Source organism: Pseudarthrobacter sp. H2 (assembly GCF_050157045.1).
Taxonomy (GTDB): domain Bacteria; phylum Actinomycetota; class Actinomycetes; order Actinomycetales; family Micrococcaceae; genus Arthrobacter.
Genome location: NZ_CP189594.1, coordinates 389,960 through 408,810, shown reverse-complemented (window position 1 = coordinate 408,810; position 18,851 = coordinate 389,960). Strand labels below are relative to the sequence as shown.

The 18,851-nt window shown below is 68.7% G+C and carries 17 protein-coding genes; 10 read left to right on the top strand and 7 right to left on the bottom strand.

The genetic code is table 11. From position 1 onward, the window contains the following. Positions 1 to 144 precede the first annotated feature (144 nt). Positions 145 to 1,590 (bottom strand): FAD-dependent oxidoreductase, encoded by a 1,446-nt coding sequence (locus ACQCSZ_RS01935; RefSeq protein ID WP_427006466.1) that lies wholly within the window; start codon positions 1,588 to 1,590, stop codon positions 145 to 147. A gap of 219 nt (positions 1,591 to 1,809) precedes the next feature. On the opposite strand from ACQCSZ_RS01935, the gene rarD reads away from it, so the two are divergent. The 3 genes from rarD to ACQCSZ_RS01920 all read left to right on the top strand — a co-directional run bounded on the left by rarD (position 1,810) and on the right by ACQCSZ_RS01920 (position 4,849). Further along, the gene (gene rarD, locus ACQCSZ_RS01930; protein ID WP_427008466.1) at positions 1,810 to 2,736 is read left to right on the top strand and encodes an EamA family transporter RarD; all 927 of its coding nucleotides are present in this window, start codon (positions 1,810 to 1,812) and stop codon (positions 2,734 to 2,736) included. Positions 2,737 to 2,904: 168 nt separating this feature from the next. Next, positions 2,905 to 3,303, top strand: a complete 399-nt coding sequence (locus tag ACQCSZ_RS01925) for an STAS/SEC14 domain-containing protein (protein ID WP_427006465.1) — start codon at positions 2,905 to 2,907, stop codon at positions 3,301 to 3,303. Further along, the gene (locus ACQCSZ_RS01920) at positions 3,290 to 4,849 is read left to right on the top strand and encodes a putative bifunctional diguanylate cyclase/phosphodiesterase (protein WP_427006464.1); all 1,560 of its coding nucleotides are present in this window, start codon (positions 3,290 to 3,292) and stop codon (positions 4,847 to 4,849) included. The genes ACQCSZ_RS01925 and ACQCSZ_RS01920 overlap by 14 nt, the downstream gene beginning before the upstream one ends. On the opposite strand, the gene ACQCSZ_RS01915 is transcribed toward ACQCSZ_RS01920, so the two are convergent. Further along, positions 4,816 to 5,688 (bottom strand): universal stress protein, encoded by an 873-nt coding sequence (locus ACQCSZ_RS01915; protein WP_427006463.1) that lies wholly within the window; start codon positions 5,686 to 5,688, stop codon positions 4,816 to 4,818. The genes ACQCSZ_RS01920 and ACQCSZ_RS01915 overlap by 34 nt on opposite strands. 191 nt (positions 5,689 to 5,879) lie before the next feature. On the opposite strand from ACQCSZ_RS01915, the gene ACQCSZ_RS01910 reads away from it, so the two are divergent. Further along, positions 5,880 to 6,692: an AMIN-like domain-containing (lipo)protein gene (locus ACQCSZ_RS01910; RefSeq protein WP_427006462.1), complete on the top strand. Its 813-nt coding sequence runs from the start codon at positions 5,880 to 5,882 to the stop codon at positions 6,690 to 6,692. A 138-nt stretch (positions 6,693 to 6,830) separates the two neighbouring features. On the opposite strand, the gene gabT is transcribed toward ACQCSZ_RS01910, so the two are convergent. Then, positions 6,831 to 8,195 carry a 4-aminobutyrate--2-oxoglutarate transaminase gene (gabT, locus tag ACQCSZ_RS01905; RefSeq protein WP_427006461.1) on the bottom strand — a complete coding sequence of 455 codons (1,365 nt, stop codon included), beginning with the start codon at positions 8,193 to 8,195 and terminating at the stop codon, positions 6,831 to 6,833. A 51-nt stretch (positions 8,196 to 8,246) separates the two neighbouring features. Then, entirely contained in the window at positions 8,247 to 9,677 is a 1,431-nt protein-coding gene (locus ACQCSZ_RS01900; protein WP_427006460.1) for an aminobutyraldehyde dehydrogenase, read from the bottom strand. A gap of 143 nt (positions 9,678 to 9,820) precedes the next feature. Between ACQCSZ_RS01900 and ACQCSZ_RS01895 the strand changes: the two genes are divergently transcribed. The 3 genes from ACQCSZ_RS01895 to ACQCSZ_RS01885 all read left to right on the top strand — a co-directional run bounded on the left by ACQCSZ_RS01895 (position 9,821) and on the right by ACQCSZ_RS01885 (position 13,307). Next, on the top strand, positions 9,821 to 11,263 hold the full coding sequence (locus ACQCSZ_RS01895; protein WP_427006459.1) for a PucR family transcriptional regulator: 1,443 nt from the start codon (positions 9,821 to 9,823) through the stop codon (positions 11,261 to 11,263). Positions 11,264 to 11,406: 143 nt separating this feature from the next. Then, entirely contained in the window at positions 11,407 to 12,630 is a 1,224-nt protein-coding gene (locus tag ACQCSZ_RS01890) for an MFS transporter (protein WP_427006458.1), read from the top strand. Next, entirely contained in the window at positions 12,627 to 13,307 is a 681-nt protein-coding gene (locus ACQCSZ_RS01885) for a FadR/GntR family transcriptional regulator (protein ID WP_427006457.1), read from the top strand. The genes ACQCSZ_RS01890 and ACQCSZ_RS01885 overlap by 4 nt, the downstream gene beginning before the upstream one ends. Before the next feature lie 38 nt (positions 13,308 to 13,345). Here ACQCSZ_RS01885 and ACQCSZ_RS01880 read toward each other — a convergent pair whose 3' ends face one another. Further along, positions 13,346 to 13,882, bottom strand: coding sequence for a hypothetical protein (locus tag ACQCSZ_RS01880; protein ID WP_427006456.1), 537 nt, complete (start codon positions 13,880 to 13,882; stop codon positions 13,346 to 13,348). 145 nt (positions 13,883 to 14,027) lie between these two features. Between ACQCSZ_RS01880 and ACQCSZ_RS01875 the strand changes: the two genes are divergently transcribed. The 3 genes from ACQCSZ_RS01875 (at position 14,028) to ACQCSZ_RS01865 (ending at position 16,005) form a co-directional block, all read left to right on the top strand. Further along, positions 14,028 to 14,318, top strand: coding sequence for a hypothetical protein (locus ACQCSZ_RS01875; RefSeq protein ID WP_427006455.1), 291 nt, complete (start codon positions 14,028 to 14,030; stop codon positions 14,316 to 14,318). 17 nt (positions 14,319 to 14,335) lie between these two features. After that, complete coding sequence (locus ACQCSZ_RS01870) at positions 14,336 to 15,256, top strand: DUF1206 domain-containing protein (RefSeq protein ID WP_427006454.1); 921 nt, start codon at positions 14,336 to 14,338, stop codon at positions 15,254 to 15,256. 497 nt (positions 15,257 to 15,753) lie between these two features. Continuing rightward, complete coding sequence (locus tag ACQCSZ_RS01865) at positions 15,754 to 16,005, top strand: hypothetical protein (protein ID WP_427006453.1); 252 nt, start codon at positions 15,754 to 15,756, stop codon at positions 16,003 to 16,005. Positions 16,006 to 16,019: 14 nt separating this feature from the next. Here ACQCSZ_RS01865 and ACQCSZ_RS01860 read toward each other — a convergent pair whose 3' ends face one another. Both ACQCSZ_RS01860 and ACQCSZ_RS01855 read right to left on the bottom strand, forming a co-directional pair. After that, positions 16,020 to 17,009: a DNA topoisomerase IB gene (locus ACQCSZ_RS01860; RefSeq protein ID WP_427006452.1), complete on the bottom strand. Its 990-nt coding sequence runs from the start codon at positions 17,007 to 17,009 to the stop codon at positions 16,020 to 16,022. A gap of 311 nt (positions 17,010 to 17,320) precedes the next feature. Further along, positions 17,321 to 18,787, bottom strand: coding sequence for an FAD-dependent oxidoreductase (locus ACQCSZ_RS01855; protein WP_427006451.1), 1,467 nt, complete (start codon positions 18,785 to 18,787; stop codon positions 17,321 to 17,323). Between the last annotated feature and the right edge of the window lie 64 nt (positions 18,788 to 18,851).

Here is an 18,851-nt window from a genome sequence, read left to right as displayed (position 1 = left end):
CCAGTGCCCGCGGGCAGGACTGGGCATGTCCTCCCGTCCCGGGCGCGAAGACTGGGCATGTCCTCCCCGGGAGCGACGAGCCCTGGGGCCTGGGGAGGCCCGCGGAGGCATCGGCGCACGGCGGCCCGGAGCGAAGCCCGTGCGTCAGCCCTCGGACGAGCCGCGGGAGATCTCGATCATGGCCTCGCGGGGAACCACCTTGACGCGTTCCCGCAGGATGCCGCTGGCGACCTCCTGCGCCGACCATTCCTCGCCGAGGGCAAGCTCGTGCGCATCGAGCTTGATCCAGCCTTCCCACGTGGTGTACGCGATCCCGCGTTCCTCCAGCAGCCTGATGATCGCCTGCGGATCCGGGTTCGCGGCCGGCGGCAGGCCCAGCCGGTCCTCGAGCAGGAAGCCGATCGTTTCCAGGGCATCGCCCTTGGTGTGGCCGATCAGCCCCACCGGCCCGCGCTTGATCCAGCCGGTGGCGTAGATTCCGGGGACGGGCTTGCCCTCGGCGTCCAGCACGCGGCCGCCCTCGTTCGGGACCACTCCGCGCCTGGCGTCGTATTCCAGCTCATCCAGCGGTGAGCCGTGGTAGCCGATGGCGCGGTAGACGGCCTGCACGGGGTAGTCCACAAACTCGCCGGTGCCCTTGACGTTGCCTGTCCCGTCGAGCTCCATGCGCTCAAACTTGATGCCGGCCACCTGGCCGGACCCGCCGTCGTCGTATATCTCCACCGGGCTGTGCAGGAAATGCAGGTGCAGGCGGCGGGAGGAGGGCTGCTCCGCTTCGGCGTGCTCCTCCACCAGCCAGTTGGTCAGCGTGTTCACCATGGTCTTGATCTGGTTGTTGCTGCGGATCGCCTCGTCGGAGGCCTCGTCGAAATCGAAGTCCTCCGGATACAGCACGATGTCCACGTCCCTGGCATGGCTGAGTTCACGCAGTTCCAGCGGCGTGAACTTCACCTGGGCGGGGCCGCGGCGGCCGAAGACGTGCACGTCCGTGACCGGGGAATCCTTCAGGCCGCGGTAGACGTTGTCCGGGATTTCCGTGACGAGCAGTTCGTCCGCATGCTTGACCAGCATCCGGGCCACGTCCAGGGCCACGTTGCCGTTGCCGATCACGGCGATCTCCTTGGCGTCCAGCGGCCACTCGCGCGGGACATCGGGGTGGCCGTCGTACCAGGAGACGAAGTCCGCCCCGCCGAAGGAGCCTTCGAGGCCGATCCCGGGAATGTCCAGGTCCGCGTCCTTGATGGCGCCGGTGGAGAAGATCACGGCGTCATAGAACGCGCGGAAGTCGTGGAGGGTCAGGTCCCGGCCGTAGGTGACGTTGCCGAGGAAGCGGATGTCGCCCCGGTCCAGGACCTTGTGCAGCGCGTTCACGATCCCCTTGATGCGCGGGTGGTCAGGGGCGACGCCGTAGCGGATCAGGCCGTAGGGGGCCGGGTAGGCCTCGAAAAGGTCGATGCTGACCTCGAAGTCGCCGTCCTTCACGCCGTTTGACTTGGTCAGGATGTCCGCGGCGTAAACACCTGCCGGTCCGGCGCCGATGATCGCAACGCGGAGCGGACGTTTGGACGTGGATTCGGCCGGGTTGGACACGGGAGCCCTTCTGAGTCTTGGCGGCTGCGCCCGTTGATGCAGCGCACAGTCTCCCATTCTAAATGTCCGGATGAATGAAAGGGCAGGAATAGCGGCATCAGGGATGGTGTTATTGATCTTGTGCCTAAACCCGATGGATCCATCTCCCCCGCCCCACTGACCACGGGAACCCCAGCAGCCGCGGGAGGCCGCCCCGCCGGGCCGGTTGCCCTCAAGGCGGTGGACAAGGATACGACGGCGGGGGTCCTGTTCGGCATCGGCGCGTACGGCCTGTGGGGGCTGCTGCCCCTGTACTTCTTCGTGCTCGCGCCGGCCGGCGCCGTCGAGATTGTGGCCAACCGGGTGGTCTGGTCGCTGCTGTTCTGCGCCCTGCTGATCACCATCACCCGGTCCTGGCGGGTGCTCGGGGCCGCGTTCCGGAACCGCACCGTGATCGGCCCGCTTGCCCTCGCCGCCGGCCTGATCGCCGTGAACTGGCTCACGTACACGTACGGGGTGACCACCGGCCAGGCCGTGGAAGCCTCGCTGGGCTACTTCATCAACCCGCTGGTCTCCGTGCTGCTGGGCGTCTTTGTCCTGAAGGAGAAGCTGAGGCCGCTGCAGTGGGCCGCCGTCGGCATCGGCTTCATTGCCGTGGGCGTGCTGACGGTCTCCTACGGAAAACTGCCCTGGATCGCCCTGACCCTCGCGCTGAGCTTCGGCCTGTACGGCTTCGTCAAGAAGCGCGTGGGCCCGCGGGTGGATGCGATCACGAGCCTGTCCGTCGAGACGATAGTGCTCGCGCCGCTGGCCGCGGCCACCATGATCTTCCTCGGTGCCAGCGGCCTGGCCACGCTGGGCAGCAACGGCCCCGGGCACTTCTGGCTGCTCGCGGCGTCGGGCATCATCACCGCCGTGCCGCTGCTGTTCTTCGGCGCTTCCGCGCGCCGGCTTCCGATGACAACGATCGGGCTGCTGCAGTACGTCGCCCCGGTGCTGCAGTTCATCGTGGCGCTGGCCGTGTTCCGGGAAGCCATGACGGCGGACCGCTGGATTGGCTTCGGCGTCGTGTGGCTGGCGCTCCTGGTACTGACGGTGGACATGCTCACGGCTGCCCGGAAGAATTCGGTGACCCGGAAGCGGGCGCGCGCCGCCGCCCGCGCCTGACCGTCCCCGTGCCTGACCGTCCGGGCGCCCGGACACAAGAGTGGGGCAGCCGGGTCCCTGCGTGGCGACGGAGTCGACACGAAAGGGCCTGCCCCAATCCCCGAGTAGGATGAGGGCGTGATCGTTGAACCCTGCCGTTCAACCCTTAGCCCGAACTGAGGAACGCTGGTGCCGGATACGGACGTTAGGCCCGGGGGCGGGCCGGATATCGCTTCCCTGGACTTCGATGCCGACGGCGTCCTGCGCCTCGAGTGGGCCAGATGGGCCGCCATTGACGGGCCCAACGCCCAGCTCGCCATGGACCTGGTCAACGGGCTATGCCAGGGCCGGCCGACACCGCTGCTGATCGACATGGCGGCCACCGGGTCTGTGAGCCGGGCCGCACGCGCCGTGTTTTCCCAGGCCTGCGATGCCTCGGCCATCGCCCTGCTGGGAGCCTCCGCCGTCGACCGCGTCCTCGCCAACTTCTTCCTCGGCGTCAATCCGGCGCCGGTGCCCACCAGGTTCTTCACGAGCAACGATGAGGCGGTCCGTTGGCTGGCCGTGCAGGGCCATGCCGGGGGCTGACGATGACCGCCGCCTTGAGGAACTCGTGGACGGCATTGTCATCCTCTCCTCCGGCGATCTCTCCCACCGGCTGCAGGTTTCTCCGGCCAGGGACGGCATCGACGCCGTCACCACCGGAATCAACCTGCTCGCCGAAGAGCTCCGCAGCATGTATGAAAGCCTGGAAGTGCGGGTGGCCGAACGCACCGCACTGCTGGAAGCGGCCAGGGCCGAACTCCGGCGGGTCATCGACACCGACGAGCTGACCGGCCTGGCCAGCCGTTCGCTGCTGCGGGACAAAGTGTTCGAAGCCGTGGCGGCGGCGGCGGACGGAGGCGCACAACCTGCCATCATCCTCCTCGACCTGGATTCCTTCCGGCTGATCAACGACAGCCTGGGCCCGGCGGCCGGCGACGCCGTCCTGCGGGAGGCGGCCCGGCGTCTGCAGACGGCAGCGGGCGCGGCAGCAGGAGCGCATCATGTCATCGCCCGGCTCAGCGGCGACGAGTTCGCCGTCCTCGTTGTGGACCCTGAGCCGGACGCCGTCCTTCAGCTCGCGGCCCGGCTCAGCGCGGCGCTGAAGGACAGGATCGTCGCCGGCGGCATCGTCCTTTCGGTGACGGCGGCAGGCGGTGTGCGGTTCGGGGAACCCGGGCTCCGGGGCGATGAACTCTTCCGGGACGCCACGATTGCGATGCACGAGGCGAAGAAACGCGGCAGGGACACCCTCCTGGTGTTTTCCCCCGCGATGCATGAGGCTGCCAAGCAGCGGGTCCATCTGGCGGCGGAACTCCGGACGGCGCTGGCCTCCGACCAGCTGGAACTTCAGTACCAGCCGATCGTGGACCTGCGCACCGGCGGGCTGGCGGGCGCCGAGGCCCTGATCCGCTGGCGCCATCCGGTGCTGGGGCTGCTGGCCCCGGAGGCGTTCCTGGGCGCCGCCGACGAGGGCGGCCTCACCGTGGAAATCGGGCACTGGGTTCTCCGGAACGCCATTGCCCAGACCGGCCGCTGGAACAACGCGCCGGGGCTCCCGCCGGACTTCAGCACCCACGTCAATCTCGCCCCGGCCGATCTGCACCACGTCGATCTGGCCCCGTACATAGCGGGGCTCCTGGTGGAGCATCAGCTGGCACCGGGCCAGATCGCCATCGAAATGACCGAAACGGCGATCATGCGGGGCGGACCGGAAGTCGCCGCCACCATGGCCTCGCTCCACGGGCTCGGAGTCCCGATCGAAATCGACGACTTCGGCACCGGCTACTCCTCGATCCGCTACCTGCGCGACCTGCCCGCCAGCCAGGCGAAAATCGACAAGTCACTCATTGACGACCTCGCGAAGGACAGCCGGCAGGAGCAGTTTGTCGGAGCCATCCTGCAGCTGATCCATTCGGCCGGGCTGCGGGCCGTGGCCGAGGGAATCGAGCATCCGGAGCAGGCGGAGAAGCTCCGGCGAATGGGCTGTGAATTCGGCCAGGGCTACTTCTACAGCCGGCCCCTGCCGGTGCAGGACATGACGGCGCTCCTGGGGCGTCAGTCCTCCGGGACGGTGTCCACCTGCTCGTAGTCACGCGGAACCACCACCATGGGAACGGGCAGGGCCCGGAGCACCTTGTGGGCGGTGGTGCCGATGAACAGCTTGTTCTTCTCCGCCAGGCGGGAGGATCCCACGATCATGACCTCCCCGTCGTCCCATTCGAGGTCGTCGATCGCTTCCTCGATGGTCCGGCCGTGTGCGACTTCAGCGCTGACCTTGTGCCCTGCAGGGAGCCGGCGGCCGGCGGCGGTGAGCACGGTGTTGGCGTGGATGTGCGCGGCGTTGACCGCTTCGCCGCTGTCCCCCGCGGCGTCCAGTTCCACGAGGGAGACGAGCCGCAGCGGCGCGCCCTGGCGTTCGGCTGCTTGGAGCGCGACGTCGATGGCGGCCTCCGCGCCGGTGCGTTCGCCCACGGCGAGGGTCAGCCGGGTGATGGGATCGGTGCGGCGGTAGCCGCGCGGGGCGAGCGCCACCGGAACGGGAGCGGCGTGCAGCAGGGCGTTGGCCGCGCTGCCCACGGTGTAGCGCTTGAACAGGCCGACGCTGGCGGCGCCGACCACGATCAGCCCGGCCCGGTATTCCACCGCCGCGTCGATCAGTCCCGCAGCGTGCGATTCCGCGCGGCGGACGTGGAACCTCGCCTCCAGTCCCTCGGGCACGAGGGCAAGGCCCTGCCGTTCGGCGGCGAGCAGTTCCTGTTCCAGGGCGCTGAGCGGTTCTCCCTCCCGGTCCAAAGCAACGTGCGGCGTGTGCCGGCCCACCACGTAGACCAAATCAAGGTGGGTGTCCTGGGCGCGGCCCAGGGCCGAGGCCAGTGCGACGGCGTCGGCGCCGCGGTCATCGGGGGTGTAGCCAACCACGTATCGCATGTAAAAACCCCTTATCGGTGTGGGGCAGATGCCGGCGATGCTCCGGGGTGCCGGGCGACGTCGGCCGGTCTGCGTTCCTGCAGTGGTAGCACAGACTCTAGCCGAGCGCGGCCTTGAATAGTTCGTGACTTTTGGCCCTGAGCCGGGGCACTCTTCCCGGGCTAGGCTGGGACCGTCGAGGGGAGCTCATCATGAGCGAGATCACCAGCCGAAAAACCAGCCGGAACGCCAGCCGGACAATCGGGACAAGGACTACGGGACTGGGGTTGCTCACGGCACTGCTCCTCACCGGCTGCACCCCGTCCACGCCGCAGCCTGGTTCGAGCAGCCATACCACGGCTCCAGCCTCCGCTTCGGCCACGTCAACGGCTGCGCCGGCGCCTTCGGCGTCTGCCACGGTGCCTGCGGATTCGGACGAGACGGCGCCCCCGCAGTCGGGCGACACGGTGATTTCCTCCACGATCACCCACGACTGGTCCTGGCCCGGGCCGGGTTCGCCCTACAAGATCGCGCATCAGGTCACGCCGCCCATCGCGCCGCCGCCGGAACCGCCCCTGCCGTATCTATACACGCTCGGCGCAGGCCAGCATCCATCCGACAACCCGCCGTATGACCAGATGAGTTTCCGGTTCAAGGGCGCCTTCCCCAGCTACGAGATTGAGTACGTGCCCGAGCTGATCCAGGACGGCAGCGGAAAGACCATCCCCATGCCAGGCACGGCCAGCATCCTCCGGGTGGTTTTCCACAGTGCCCAGGCCCACTCGGCGGACGGCACGTCCAGCACAATCGTCTCGGCTCCCCCGGAGTCGGTCGGCTACAAGGCCATCACCAGCTACGCCCAGGCCGGCGACTTCGAAGGCTATGTCAGTTACGGGATCGGCGTCGGCCGTCCGATGGGCACCGTACCGCAGACGAAGGTGCGCGTGTACGAGGTCGAGAAGATCGAGCAGGGCCAGCACCTGTACGTCGTCGCGGTCCAGCTCGACAGCACGGCCTGGAAGTAAAGGTCTGGAAGTAAACCGCGGGGCTACAAGGGCAATCGAAGGGGCCGCGGACGATTGGTCCGCGGCCCCTGCCGGCTTAACGATGTGCCACGGTTCCACCGGTTTTCCGGGGCCGGGATCGCCTGCCCCGGTGGGATGTCAGGCGTTGGCCTTGATCGCCGATGCGAGGACCGCCAGGCCGTCCAGCAGCAGCTCGTCGCTGATGACCAGCGGCGGCAGCAGCCGGATGACGTTGCCGTAGGTGCCGCAGGTCAGGATGATGACACCCTCCTTGAGGCAGGCGGCGGCGACGGCCTTGGTCAGCTCCGGGTTGGGTTCCTTGGAGCCGGCCTGGACCAGTTCGATCGCGAGCATGGCGCCGCGGCCGCGGACGTCACCGACGGCGGAACCCTCACCAAGCTCAGTTGCGAGTTCGCGCAGCTTCCCGAGGGCGATGTCCTCGATGTGCCGGGCGCGGGCGTTCAGGTCGTACTGTTCCATCGAGCCGATGGCGGCCAGCGCCGCGGCGCAGGCGACAGGGTTGCCGCCGTAGGTGCCGCCGAGGCCGCCCGGGTGGACGGCGTCGAGCAGTTCCGCGCGGCCGGTGATGGCGGACAGCGGCATGCCGCCGGCGATCCCCTTGGCCATGGTGATGATGTCCGGCACAACGCCTTCGTGGTTCACGGCGAACCATTCACCGGTGCGGCAGAAGCCGGACTGGACCTCGTCGGCGATGAAGACGATGCCCTTGTCCCTGGCCCAGGCCGCGAGGGCGGGAAGGAAGCCCTCGGCCGGGACGATGAAGCCGCCCTCGCCCTGGATGGGTTCGATGATGATCGCGGCCACCTGGTCGCCGCCGATCTGCTTTTCGATCATGGTGATGGCGCGCTTGGCGGCCTCGGCACCGGTGATCTGCGGGTTTTCCTCGCGGTAGGGGTAGCTCATCGGCATGCGGTAGACCTCGGGCGCGAACGGGCCGAAGTTGGTCTTGTACGGCATGGCCTTGGCGGTCAGCGCCATAGTCAGGTTGGTGCGGCCGTGGTAGGCGTGGTCAAAGGCGACGACGGCGTCGCGGCCGGTGGCCAGGCGGGCCACCTTGACGGCGTTCTCCACGGCCTCGGCGCCGGAGTTGAAGAGCACGGTGCGCTTCTCGTGGTCGCCCGGCGTGAGGCGGTTCAGCTGCTCGGCGACGGCGACATAGCCTTCGTAGGGCGTGACCATGAAGCAGGTGTGGGTGAAGTGCTCCACTGCTTCCTTGACGGCGCCGACGACGGCGGGATCGGACGCGCCGACGCTCGTCACAGCGATGCCGGAGCCAAGGTCGATGAAGGAGTTGCCGTCGACGTCCTGGACGATGCCGCCGTCGGCGTCGGCCACGAAGACGGGGACGCTGGAGGCGACGCCGGCCGCGACGACGGCCCGGCGGCGTTCGGTCAGCGCAATCGACTTGGGGCCCGGGAAGTCGGCCTGGACGCGGCGTTTCTGCTCAAGGCGGTAGGTGATCTCGTGTGCGGTGGTGGTCATGGGTAAGCCTTTCTATGCGACTGAGCTATGCAGCTGAGCTATGCGACTGAGTCACGCATCGAGCGCGGACATGACGTGCTTGATGCGGGTGTAGTCCTCGACGCCGTACATGGACAGGTCCTTGCCGTAGCCGGACTGCTTGAAGCCTCCGTGCGGCATTTCGGCGGTGAGCAGGATGTGGGTGTTGATCCAGACGGCCCCGAAGTCCAGGTCGCGGCTCACGCGCATGGCCGTGCCGTGGTCGGTGGTCCAGACGCTCGAGGCGAGGGCGTAGTCGACGTCGTTGGCCATTTCCACGGCCTCGTCCTCGGTGCTGAACTTCTGCACGGTGATGACCGGGCCGAACGTTTCCTTCTGGACGATGTCGTCGGTCTGCTTCGCGCCGGTGACGATCGTGGGCTCGAAGAAGAAGCCCTTGTCCCCCGCGCGGTGGCCGCCGGTCTCGATCCTGCAGTTCGCCGGCAGGTGCTCCACCACCGAGGTGACAGCGTTGAAGTGGTTGACGTTGTTCAGCGGGCCGTAGTAGTTCTCGGCGTCGTTCTGTGAGCCGGTGTGCAGCGTCTTGGTGTGTTCCACCATGGCCGCCACGACGTCGTCATGCACCGAATCCTGGACCAGCACCCGGGTGATGGCGGTGCAGTCCTGGCCGGCGTTGAAGAAGGCGAACTCGGCGATGGCCGCGGCGCTCTTCTTGAGGTCGGCGTCGGCGAACACGATCGCCGGGGCCTTGCCGCCGAGCTCGAGGTGGGCGCGCTTGAGGCCCTTCGCCGCTCCCGAGGCCACGGCGATGCCGGCCCGGACGGAGCCGGTGATGGAGACGAGCCCGGGGACCTTGTGCTCGACCATGAGCGCGCCGGTCTCGCCGGTGCCCAGGACGACGTTCAGCACGCCGGGCGGCAGGATCTCGCCGGCGAGGCGGGCCAGGACCAAGGTGGATTCCGGGGTGGTGTCCGAGGGCTTGAGGACCACGGTGTTGCCGGCGGCGAGCGCGGGGCCGATCTTCCAGATGGCCATCAGGAAGGGGTAGTTCCACGGCGCCACCTGCGCGACGACGCCGATCGGCTCGCGCCGGACGTAGGAGGTGTGGCCCTCGAAGTACTCTCCGGCGGACTTGCCTTCCATGATCCGGGCGGCGCCGGCGAAGAAGCGCAGCTGGTCCGCGCCCGCGGCGACTTCCTCGGAGGCGATCAGGGACCGGACCTGGCCGGTGTTGCGGTGCTGGGCCTCGACGAGTTCGTCGCTGTTCGCCTCGACGGCGTCGGCGAGTTTGAGCAGCATGAGCTGGCGCTGCCCCGGGGTGGCCTTCTTCCAGCTTTTGAAGGCGTCCCGGGCCGCGTCCATGGCGGCGTCGACGTCGGCCTGCACCGAGATCGGCGACTTCGCCACGACGTCGCCGGTCACGGGATTGACGATGTCCAGCATCCCCGTCCCGGCGGGAGTGACGAACTCGCCGTTGATGAAGTTCTGCAAGGTTTGAACCACGGTGTACAACCTCTTTCGCGCTGAAGGGGCCCGACTGGACTGCTTCGAGCCTATGCCAGGCACCCGCGGCAGGGAATAGGCACCTGCACACCGGCTCCGGGATACTTTAGTGCGCTTGACCAGCGCGCGGCTATCCTGAATCCATGGCCATTTCATTAGCCGCCCTGCTCGGGGTCCCCTCGCTCAAGCTCGCCAAGGCCGGCCTCGCCGAGACCACCTGGCACCAGGACATCCTCTGGGTCGCCGTCACCGAACAGGAGGACCCGCAGCGCTTCCTCAACGGCGGCGAGCTCATCCTCACCACCGGCATGCGGCTGCGGAGCGCCGCGGACCAGCGCCGCTTCGTCCGCCAGGTCCAGCGGGCCGGCGCGGTGGGGATCGGGTTCGGGATCGGCCTGACGCACGACGCCGTTCCGCCGGCCCTGATCGCCGAGGCCAACCGCTGGGGCCTGCCCGTCGTCGAGGTGCCGTACGAGACGCCCTTCATCGCCATCGGCAAGCTCGTGGCGGACGCCCAGGCCGGGGACCACTTCGCCAAGCTCGAGCGCCTCATCGCCGGGCACCAGATCCTGGCCCGCGCCCTGCTGACCGGCGGCGGCCTCACCGAGCTCCTGAAGCACCTGGGCTCCATGCTCCGCACCGAGATCGTGCTGACCCAGTTCACCGCCCAGCTGTACAACAGCGTGGCCGGCCACCCGGCGCCCACCGCCGACGCCTGGGCCTCCTACCCCATCCCCACCGGACGCCGCGACGCGTGCACGCTGTGGGTGAAGCAGCCGTTCGAGGACTCCGGCATCGTGGGCTACGCGCAGAACCTGATCAGCGTCGAGCTGAACAACATGGTCAAGCAGCGCCAGTCCCGGCGGGCCCTCGCCGGGCAGGTCCTCGAGGACGTGATCCACGGGACCCTCGATCCCAGCGAGGCCACCCGGCGGCTCGCGGGGATCGGCATCAACAGCACCCGCAAGAACGTCGTGCTGCTGGCCGAGTCCGCCGCCCACCACAAGCAGCTGGAAACCTCCTCGGTGCCGCAGCCGCTGGCGAAGGCGGTGAGCGCCGTCGTCGGCAACGACCTGATCGTGGTGGTCCACGACGACGGCAGCGCCGCGGGCACCCTCGCCAGGAGCCTCAGCGACCATCTGGCCGAGGCCGGAATCCACGCCACCATCGGCATCGGCGGGGCCTACACGAAGCCCAACGGGCTGCGCTGGAGCTACTTCGAGGCCCGCGACGCGGCACGCCACGGGCTGCCCGTCAATGAACCCGAACGGCTCAGCCTGACCTCGCTGCTGCTGGCCAGCGAGGATGTGCCGCTGGCGGACATGGCCAACGAGTCGCTCAGCCCGCTGCGCAGGTTCGACGCCACGCACGGGGCCGAGCTCATGGCCACGCTGGAGAGCTACCTCAACAACAACGGCTCGGTGGCCGCCGTCGCCGGGGACCTCACCCTGCACCGCAACACGGTCCGCTACCGGCTCGCGCAGATCACCGAGCTCACCGGCTACGACCCCGCCCAGACCCCGGACCGGGTGCAGCTCTGGCTGGCGCTGGCCGTTCAGCGGCTCGGGACCCGCCACCCGGGCTGAGTCCCCCGGACCGAGGCAACGCGGGGTCACATCGCGCCCATCCGGGGACCCCTGATGGGCGCGATCTGACCCCGCGTTGCCTTCGGGCGAGAACTTCGACACAAAACTCGCGCCTCCAAACATCAAACGTCTAACCTTTAGACATGACAAGTACGACGGCGGCCTCCGCCGGTTCCGATCCCACCGCCCACTCCGCCCCGCTGCGGACGCGCACCGTCGCCGTGTTCGGGACGATTGCCATCGTGCTGATCGGCCTCAACCTGCGTGCCGGCATCAGCGGGGCCGCCGCGCTCTTCCACGATCTCCAGGCGGTCCTGGGGTACGGGGCGTTTGTCGCCGCCATCGTTCCTTCGGTTCCCACGCTGTGTTTCGCGGTGGCCGGGGCCGCCACGTCCTGGCTCACCCGGCTGCTCGGCGTCGAAAAGGCGATCCTGCTCTCGCTCGTCATGCTCGCCGGCGGCCTCCTGCTCCGCGGCGTGCCCTCGACGGGCATGCTGGTGGCGGGGACCGTGGTGGGCATGTCCGGGCTGGCCGTGTGCAATGTCGCCATGCCCTCCTTCATCCGCGAGTACTTCGCGGACCGGACCTCCCTGATGACCGGCCTCTATACGATGACCATGACCACCGGGGCCACCGTCACCTCCGTCCTGATCGTGCCGATGGCCCTGCAGCTCGGATCGCCTTCCGCCGGGCTGGGGTCGATCGGCATCCTCGCCGTCGCCGCTTGCCTGGGCTTCCTGCCGATTGCGCTGCATGCGCACCGCAATGCCCCGGCGGTCAAGGCCACGCAGGTGTCACCGTGGCCGTTGCTGCGGACCCGCACCGGGCTCCTGATCACGCTCGGCTTCACAGTCCAGGCCCTCCTGGCCTATTCCGTGCTGAGCTGGTTTCCGTACATGCTGGCCACGGAGGGGGTCAGCGCCGCCGAGGGCGGCCTCATGTTCGGCCTCATGCAGCTCGTCTCGGTCCCGGCCGGAATGGTGCTGATCGCGATCGGTGCGCGCCCCCGGATGTTGCGCCCCGCGTTCTACTTTGCCAGCGTGGCCACCGTGCTGGGCGTCGCCGGCATGCTCCTGCTGCCGGCCGCCATGGCTCCCCTGACCGCGGTTCTCCTGGGCCTCGGGCTCGGCATCTTCCCGCTCATCATGGTGATGATCAGCCGCAGCGGCCGGAACACCACCGAGACCACCGCGCTGTCCACCCTCGCCCAGTCGGTGGGTTACCTGCTCGCGACCCTGGGTCCCTTCGGCATGGGCCTGCTGCACAGCGCCACCGGCAGCTGGACCGTGCCCCTGGTCCTGCTGCTGGCTGTGGCCGTGGGCCAGGTCTTCGTGGCCCACCTGCTCACGGCCCGGGCGAAGCGATGACGCTCAGCACTTCACACCGGCCGCCCCTGGTCGAGGAAATCACCGGCAAGCTCCGGGAACTGATCCACTCCGGGGAATGGCCGCTGCAGCAGCGCATCCCGGCCGAACCGGAGCTGATGGCGGCCCTCGGCGTCTCGCGGGGAACCCTGCGCGAGGCCATCAAGGCGCTGGCGCACAGCGGGATGCTGGAGGTCCGCCGCGGGGACGGGACCTATGTCCGGAACACGAGCGAGATCGCCGGCGCGGCCCAGCGCATGTACCTGGATCACACCCAGGAACACATTCTCGAAGTCCGGGTGGGGCTGGACACCCAGGCCGCCCGGCTCGCCGCCCGGCATGCCACGGCCGAGGACGTGGCCGCCATGCGGGAGCTGCTCGCCGCACGCCGCGCCGCCTGGCTGGCCGGGGATTTCACCGCGTGGGCCCGCGCCGACTGGGACTTCCACGTGCTGGTGGCACGGGCGTCGGGAAACCCGCTGCTGCACGAACTGTACGTCAGCTTCGGCGTCGTCTTCCACGATGACCTGCTCCGCCAGCAGCGCCGCGGCGGCTACAACGGCCTCCCCCATGAAGGCCACGGCGGGCTGGCGGATGCGATCGAGGCACACGACGAACAGGCCGCCGTCGACAGCGTCAACCGGAACCTGAACTCCTGCGCCGAATGGCTGCAGGAGTAGCCGCCAGCCAGCCGCAACGGCTGGATCAGCCCGAGCAGCTAGTGCGACAGGCCCTTGAAGACATTCTTGGGACGCTGCATCTCGCCGTGCTTGGCGCCGAGGATGATCACCCAGCCGGCAAAGAACGGGATCGCCCACTGCAGGATCTTCAGCTGCTGCTGGGCGGAACGGAGCTCGTCGGAGGCTCCGGGCCGGGGCTCGGTGGCGCCTTCCGCTCCTTCGCCCGCGAGTTTTTCCACCTTCGCCCCTTGGAAGCCGGCGTACAGCGTGACCGCGGCACCGACAAGCGTGACAACCGTCTTGTAGATGCTCAGCCGCGTGACGCCCTCCTGCTTGGCCATCCGCTCCTTGTTCTCCCAGATGATGGCCAGTCCGGCGAGGATGTGCGCCCCGAAAGCCGCCGTCTGGAACGGGGCCCATTTCTTCCAGCCCAGGCTGGAGAGCCTGGTGCGCTCGGCCGGGTCCATCGCTTCCGCGGCGGCGCCGTTCAGTCCGATGGCACCCATCAGTGAACCGCCAAACCACGCGCCTGCGGTGAGGTCGTGAATGGATCGGGCAACAAGATTACCTGCCATGGCGAGCTTCCTATCGTGTGTAGTCCGGCTGCGGTTAGAGCATGACTCGGCTATAGTAAGCACACTTAGCAACAACGTGCTACCCCTCCGCACCAGGCAGGGGCCGCCCCGGAGGGGCGTGCAGGGTGCGCGTAAGATCGTCGCCATGAACGAAACTGGACACCTCTTCGGCTGGGCCTTCGGCGACATGTCCAAGGCCGACGTCGCCGGGTACCTCGAAACCCTGCAGGACGCGGCGCTGGACAACGCGAGGCAGGACGCGGCCTCCCGCGGCTTCGAGGTCGAGGCCGGGACGGAACACTTTGCGGTCATCGAGCAGGGCGAAACCCTGGTCGACGTCGGCAACGCCCCGGGCGGCCTTGTCGTCCGCTGCACCGTGACCATCCTGGGGGCCGGCGCGGCGGGTGTCCACCCCGAAGGCCCGATGAACGGCTGACACGGCAGGAACGGCTGATGGCGGCGGACGACATGCCAGAGAACGGGACGGCTATCGGCGGGGCTGCGGACGCCGCTGAGGCGGCGTCGAACAGCACGGCGCTCGACGTCGTCGCCCGCTCGGGATTTGCCGTGATGGCGCTGCTGCACATCATCATCGGCGCCATCGCCGTGGCCCTGGTCCTCGGCGCCCCAGGCCAGGCCGAACCGACCGGCGCGATCGAGCAGCTCGCCGCAAATCCCTGGGGCCCGGCGGTGATGTGGGCCGGGTTCACCGGCTGCGCCGGGCTCTCCCTGTGGCAGCTGAGCGAAGCAACCCTGCGGGCCCGCCACCTGCCGCGCGGCGAGCGGCTGGGCAAGCTTGTGTCCTCCGGTTTCCTCGCCATCGCCTACGGCAGCGTCGGGCTGAGCTTCGCGGCCTTCGCCGTCGGGCAGCGCGGCAATTCCGGCGACTCCACCCGCGATTTCAGCACCGTCCTCGTGCAGGGCCCGCTCGGGGTGCCCGCGCTGATCGGGCTGGGACTCGTGATCATGGGGATCGGCGCGTACTTCATCGTCAAGGGCGCCGGAAAGAAGTTCAAGGAGGAGCTGCACCACTTCGAGGGGACGCGCCGCGGACACCTGGTCAGTGCCCTGGGGGTGGCCGGGCACGTCGCCAAGGGCGTCGCCCTGGTCCTCACCGGGCTGCTGTTCGTCATCGCCGCGGCGACCATCGATCCCGGCTCCTCCACGGGACTGGACGGGAGCCTGAAGGCCCTGCGGGACCATCCGTTCGGCCCTTACCTGCTGCTCGCCATCGGGGCCGGGTTCATCGCCTACGGCGCGTTCGCGCTGGTCCGGGCCCGCTTCGGGCGGATGCAGGGGGCAGGGCACCCGCCGGGCGACCGGGCTGGCGGCCGGCCCGCCGCTAAGTGGTCCAGCAGGCGGGGATCCACGTAGCTTTTCCGGGCGTAGTCGCGGTGCCAACCGGTCAGTTCGACCATCTCGTCCAGGATCCGGGATTTCCCTGCACGATCGGCGCTTCTATAGGCGAGGGCTTTTTTTCTTCGTCACAGCCTGGCGCTGGGCCATCGTTAGCTCCGTGAAAACGGGCATAACCTGCATCCGCTGCCGGCGACGGAAACACGCCGCTACGCGGAGGTTTTCATCTGAGGCAACGTATCCGGCCACGCGGAGGTTTTCTATGAGTCAACGCGCGCCCTAGCCAATTCGCTCGCCCGCGCTTAGCCTTGGCCGAGGACGATCCCAGGAATCGGATCACAGTCAGCGGGGGCGCTATGAATCGAACCGGTACGGCCGCAATCTGTGCGATGCTGCTGATGTGCAGTGCCTTGGCCTCCTGCGCCCAACCGCCGCCGGGACCTTCCGCGGAAACTCCTGCGCCGTCGGCGGCACCTGTCGATGCGGGCGTGCAGCAGCGCGTAAAAAACGGGTGTTTGAACCAGCTCCAGGCGCAGGCCTCGGGTGCAACTCCAGCACCCGGTGAGCTGCACGCACGAAAAGTCACCCTCGTAAGAGTCGCATTCCTCGGAGACGTCAAAGAGGTCGTGCTCCCGGGAGGCATGACAGGCTACGAACTCGGCATCGAATTCGTCTCCAAACTGGGAGACGACGATTCCCAAACCGGCCGGAAGCTGTGCAGCATAAATTTGGCCGACTCGAGCGTGGATTGGAAGCCCTTCGCCTAGGCTTCCTGCCAGGCTCACCGCAGCCGGACGACGTCACCTTCGCTGTACAACAGGGCCCGGACCTCGGATTCGGCCGAGTCCAGCCGCTTCGGATCGATGGTCTCGGCCGCGGCGAAGTGGTCCAGCAGGCGGGGATCCACGTAGCTTTTCCGGGCGATCGACGGCGTGTTGCCCAGCACGGCGGCAGCGTCCTGCATCGCCCGGCTGATGGCGCGCTTGCGGGCCGAGACCCTGGGCTGCGGCCCGCTCCGCGCCAGGCTGGCGGCCGCCGTCACGGTGCCGCGCAGGGTGCGGAAGTCCTTGGCCGTGAAGTCCTCCCCGGTCCGCTCCTTGACGTAGGCGTTGATGTCCGCGCTGGAGACGGGGTGCCAGGTCCGGCCGTTCCGGTACGCCAGCAGCCGGGCGTTGCCGCCGCGGCGCTTGAGCAGCCGGACGACGGCGGCCAGGTCGGCGTCGTTGATCCGCGACTCCCAGGTCTTGCCGCTCTTGGCCGGGAAGCTGAGCCGGAGTTCGTCCTTGCGCACCGCCACGTGGGCACAGAGCAGGGTGGCCAGGCCGTGGCTGCCGTTCTCGTTGGTGTACCGTTCGGAGCCGACGCGCAGGGAGCCGCTGCCCAGCATCCTGAACGCGGCCGCCAGCACCCGCTCCCGGGTCAGCCCCTCCGAGCGCAGGTCCATCGTGACGAGCCGGCGCGCGGAAGGCAGGGTTTCCGCGAGCTGGAGGGCACGGCCGAACTTCAGCCGGTCCTTCCGCTCCCGCCAGCTCGGGTGGTAGATGTACTGGCGCCGGCCGACGGCGTCGAGCCCGGTGGCCTGGATGTGCCCGTTGTCGTAGGGGGCGATCCAGACGTCCGTCCAGGCCGGCGGGATGCCGGTGCCTTCCAGCCGGTCCCGCACAGGCCCTGGCGGCAGGGTGGAGCCGTCCAGGTCCTTGTAGCTGAAGCCCGTCCCGGAGGGAACCCGGCGGTAGCCGCGGCCGGACGCGTTGCTGCGGCGGAGCCTCATCGGCTGGCCGCGTGCGGGTGTCGCCGGGAGCGCCGGGACGGAAATCGCGAGGTCGCCGGAAGGCTACGGGAACGCCGAAGCCTTTCGGCGATCTGGCACGATTTCGGCGAATCCCGGGCCCAGCAGCGGGCCGCGTGCGGGTGTCGTAGTTCCACGACGGTAAGCCTACTGACTACCGGCCCGGTTTTCGCCCGCCTTAAAGCAACGCGGGGTCACTTGGCGCCCATAAGTCCCTGTGGGATGGGCGCGGAGTGACCCCGCGTTGTGGTGGAGTTCTGGTGTGACCCGGCTGAGGGCTGGTGGGTCTCCGGTCAGAGCTGCGCGGCCACGCCGTCGCGGGAGATGGCCACCATGTCCTCGCGCGGGACCACCTTGATGCGCTCGCGGGCGACCTCGACGCCGTGCGAGCCGCCGCCGGCCGTCGCCTTCCCGCCCAGGGCCCGCTCGTGCGCGTCCAGCGCCAGCCAGCCCTCCCAGCTCGTGTACCGCACGCCGCGGGACTCCAGGAGTTCGACGACGGCGCTGGCCTCGGGTGCCGCGGCCAGCGGCAGGTTGGCGCGGTCCTCGAGCAGGTACGTCACGGTTTCGAGGGCGTCGCCCTTGGTGTGGCCGATCAGGCCGACGGGTCCGCGCTTGATCCAGCCGGTGGCGTAGATGCCCGGCACGTGGGCGCCGGAGGCGTCCAGGACGCGGCCGCCGTCGTTGGGGACAACACCCTTGCTGTGGTCGAACTCGACCTCGGGCAGCGAGGAACCGAAGTATCCGATCGCGCGGTACACGGCTTGGACGGGGTAGTCGACCAGCTCGCCGGTGCCGCGGGCGTTGCCCGTGCCGTCCAGCTCGGTGCGCTCGAACCGGATGCCGGCGACGCGGCCGGCCGTCTCGGCGTCGTCGTACACCTCGACCGGGCTGTGCAGGAAGTGCAGGTGCAGGCGCCGGGAGGCCTTGAGCTCGGTGAGGTCCTCGGGCTGCTCGGCGATCCAGTTGGTGAGGGTGCCCACCATGGTCTTGGTCTGGTTGTTGCTCTGGATCTGGCGGTCGGATTCGGCGTCGAACTCGAAGTCCTCGGCGTAGAGGATGATGTCCACGTCCTTGGAGTGGGAGAGTTCGCGCAGCTCCAGCGGGGTGAACTTCACCTGGGCCGGGCCGCGGCGGCCAAACACGTGCACGTCCGTCACCGGCGAATCCTTGAGGCCGGCGTAGACGTTGTCCGGGATTTCGGAGACCAGGAGGTCGTCGGCGTGCTTGGAGAGCATCCGGGCCACGTCCAAAGCGACGTTGCCGTTGCCGATCACGGCGACTTCCCTGGCGTCCAGCGGCCATTCGCGGGACACATCGGGGTGGCCGTCGTACCAGGAGACGAAGTCGGCGCCGCCGTAGGAGCCCTCGAGTTCGATGCCCGGGATGTTCAGGTCCGCGTCCTTGATGGCGCCGGTGGCGAAGATGACGGCGTCGTAGTGGGTGCGCAGGTCCTCAATGGAGAGGTCCGTGCCGTAGTCGACGTTGCCGAAGAAGCGGATGTCGCCGCGGTCCAGGACCTTGTGCAGGGCGTTGACGATGCCCTTGATGCGCGGGTGGTCGGGGGCGACGCCGTAGCGGATCAGGCCGTAGGGCGCCGGGTAGCGGTCGAAGAGGTCGATGCTCACGGTGAGCTCGCCGCTCTTGACGGCCTCGCTCTTGGTGAGGATGTCCGCGGCGTAGACGCCGGCCGGGCCGGAGCCGACGACGGCGACGCGCAGCGGGCGGGCAGCGGTTCCTACGGGGGTGTTTGTTGACACGGCTGTGTTCCTTTTGTTCGTTCCGGCCCAACTGACTCGCAGCAGTTGTCGTTTTGAGGGCTCA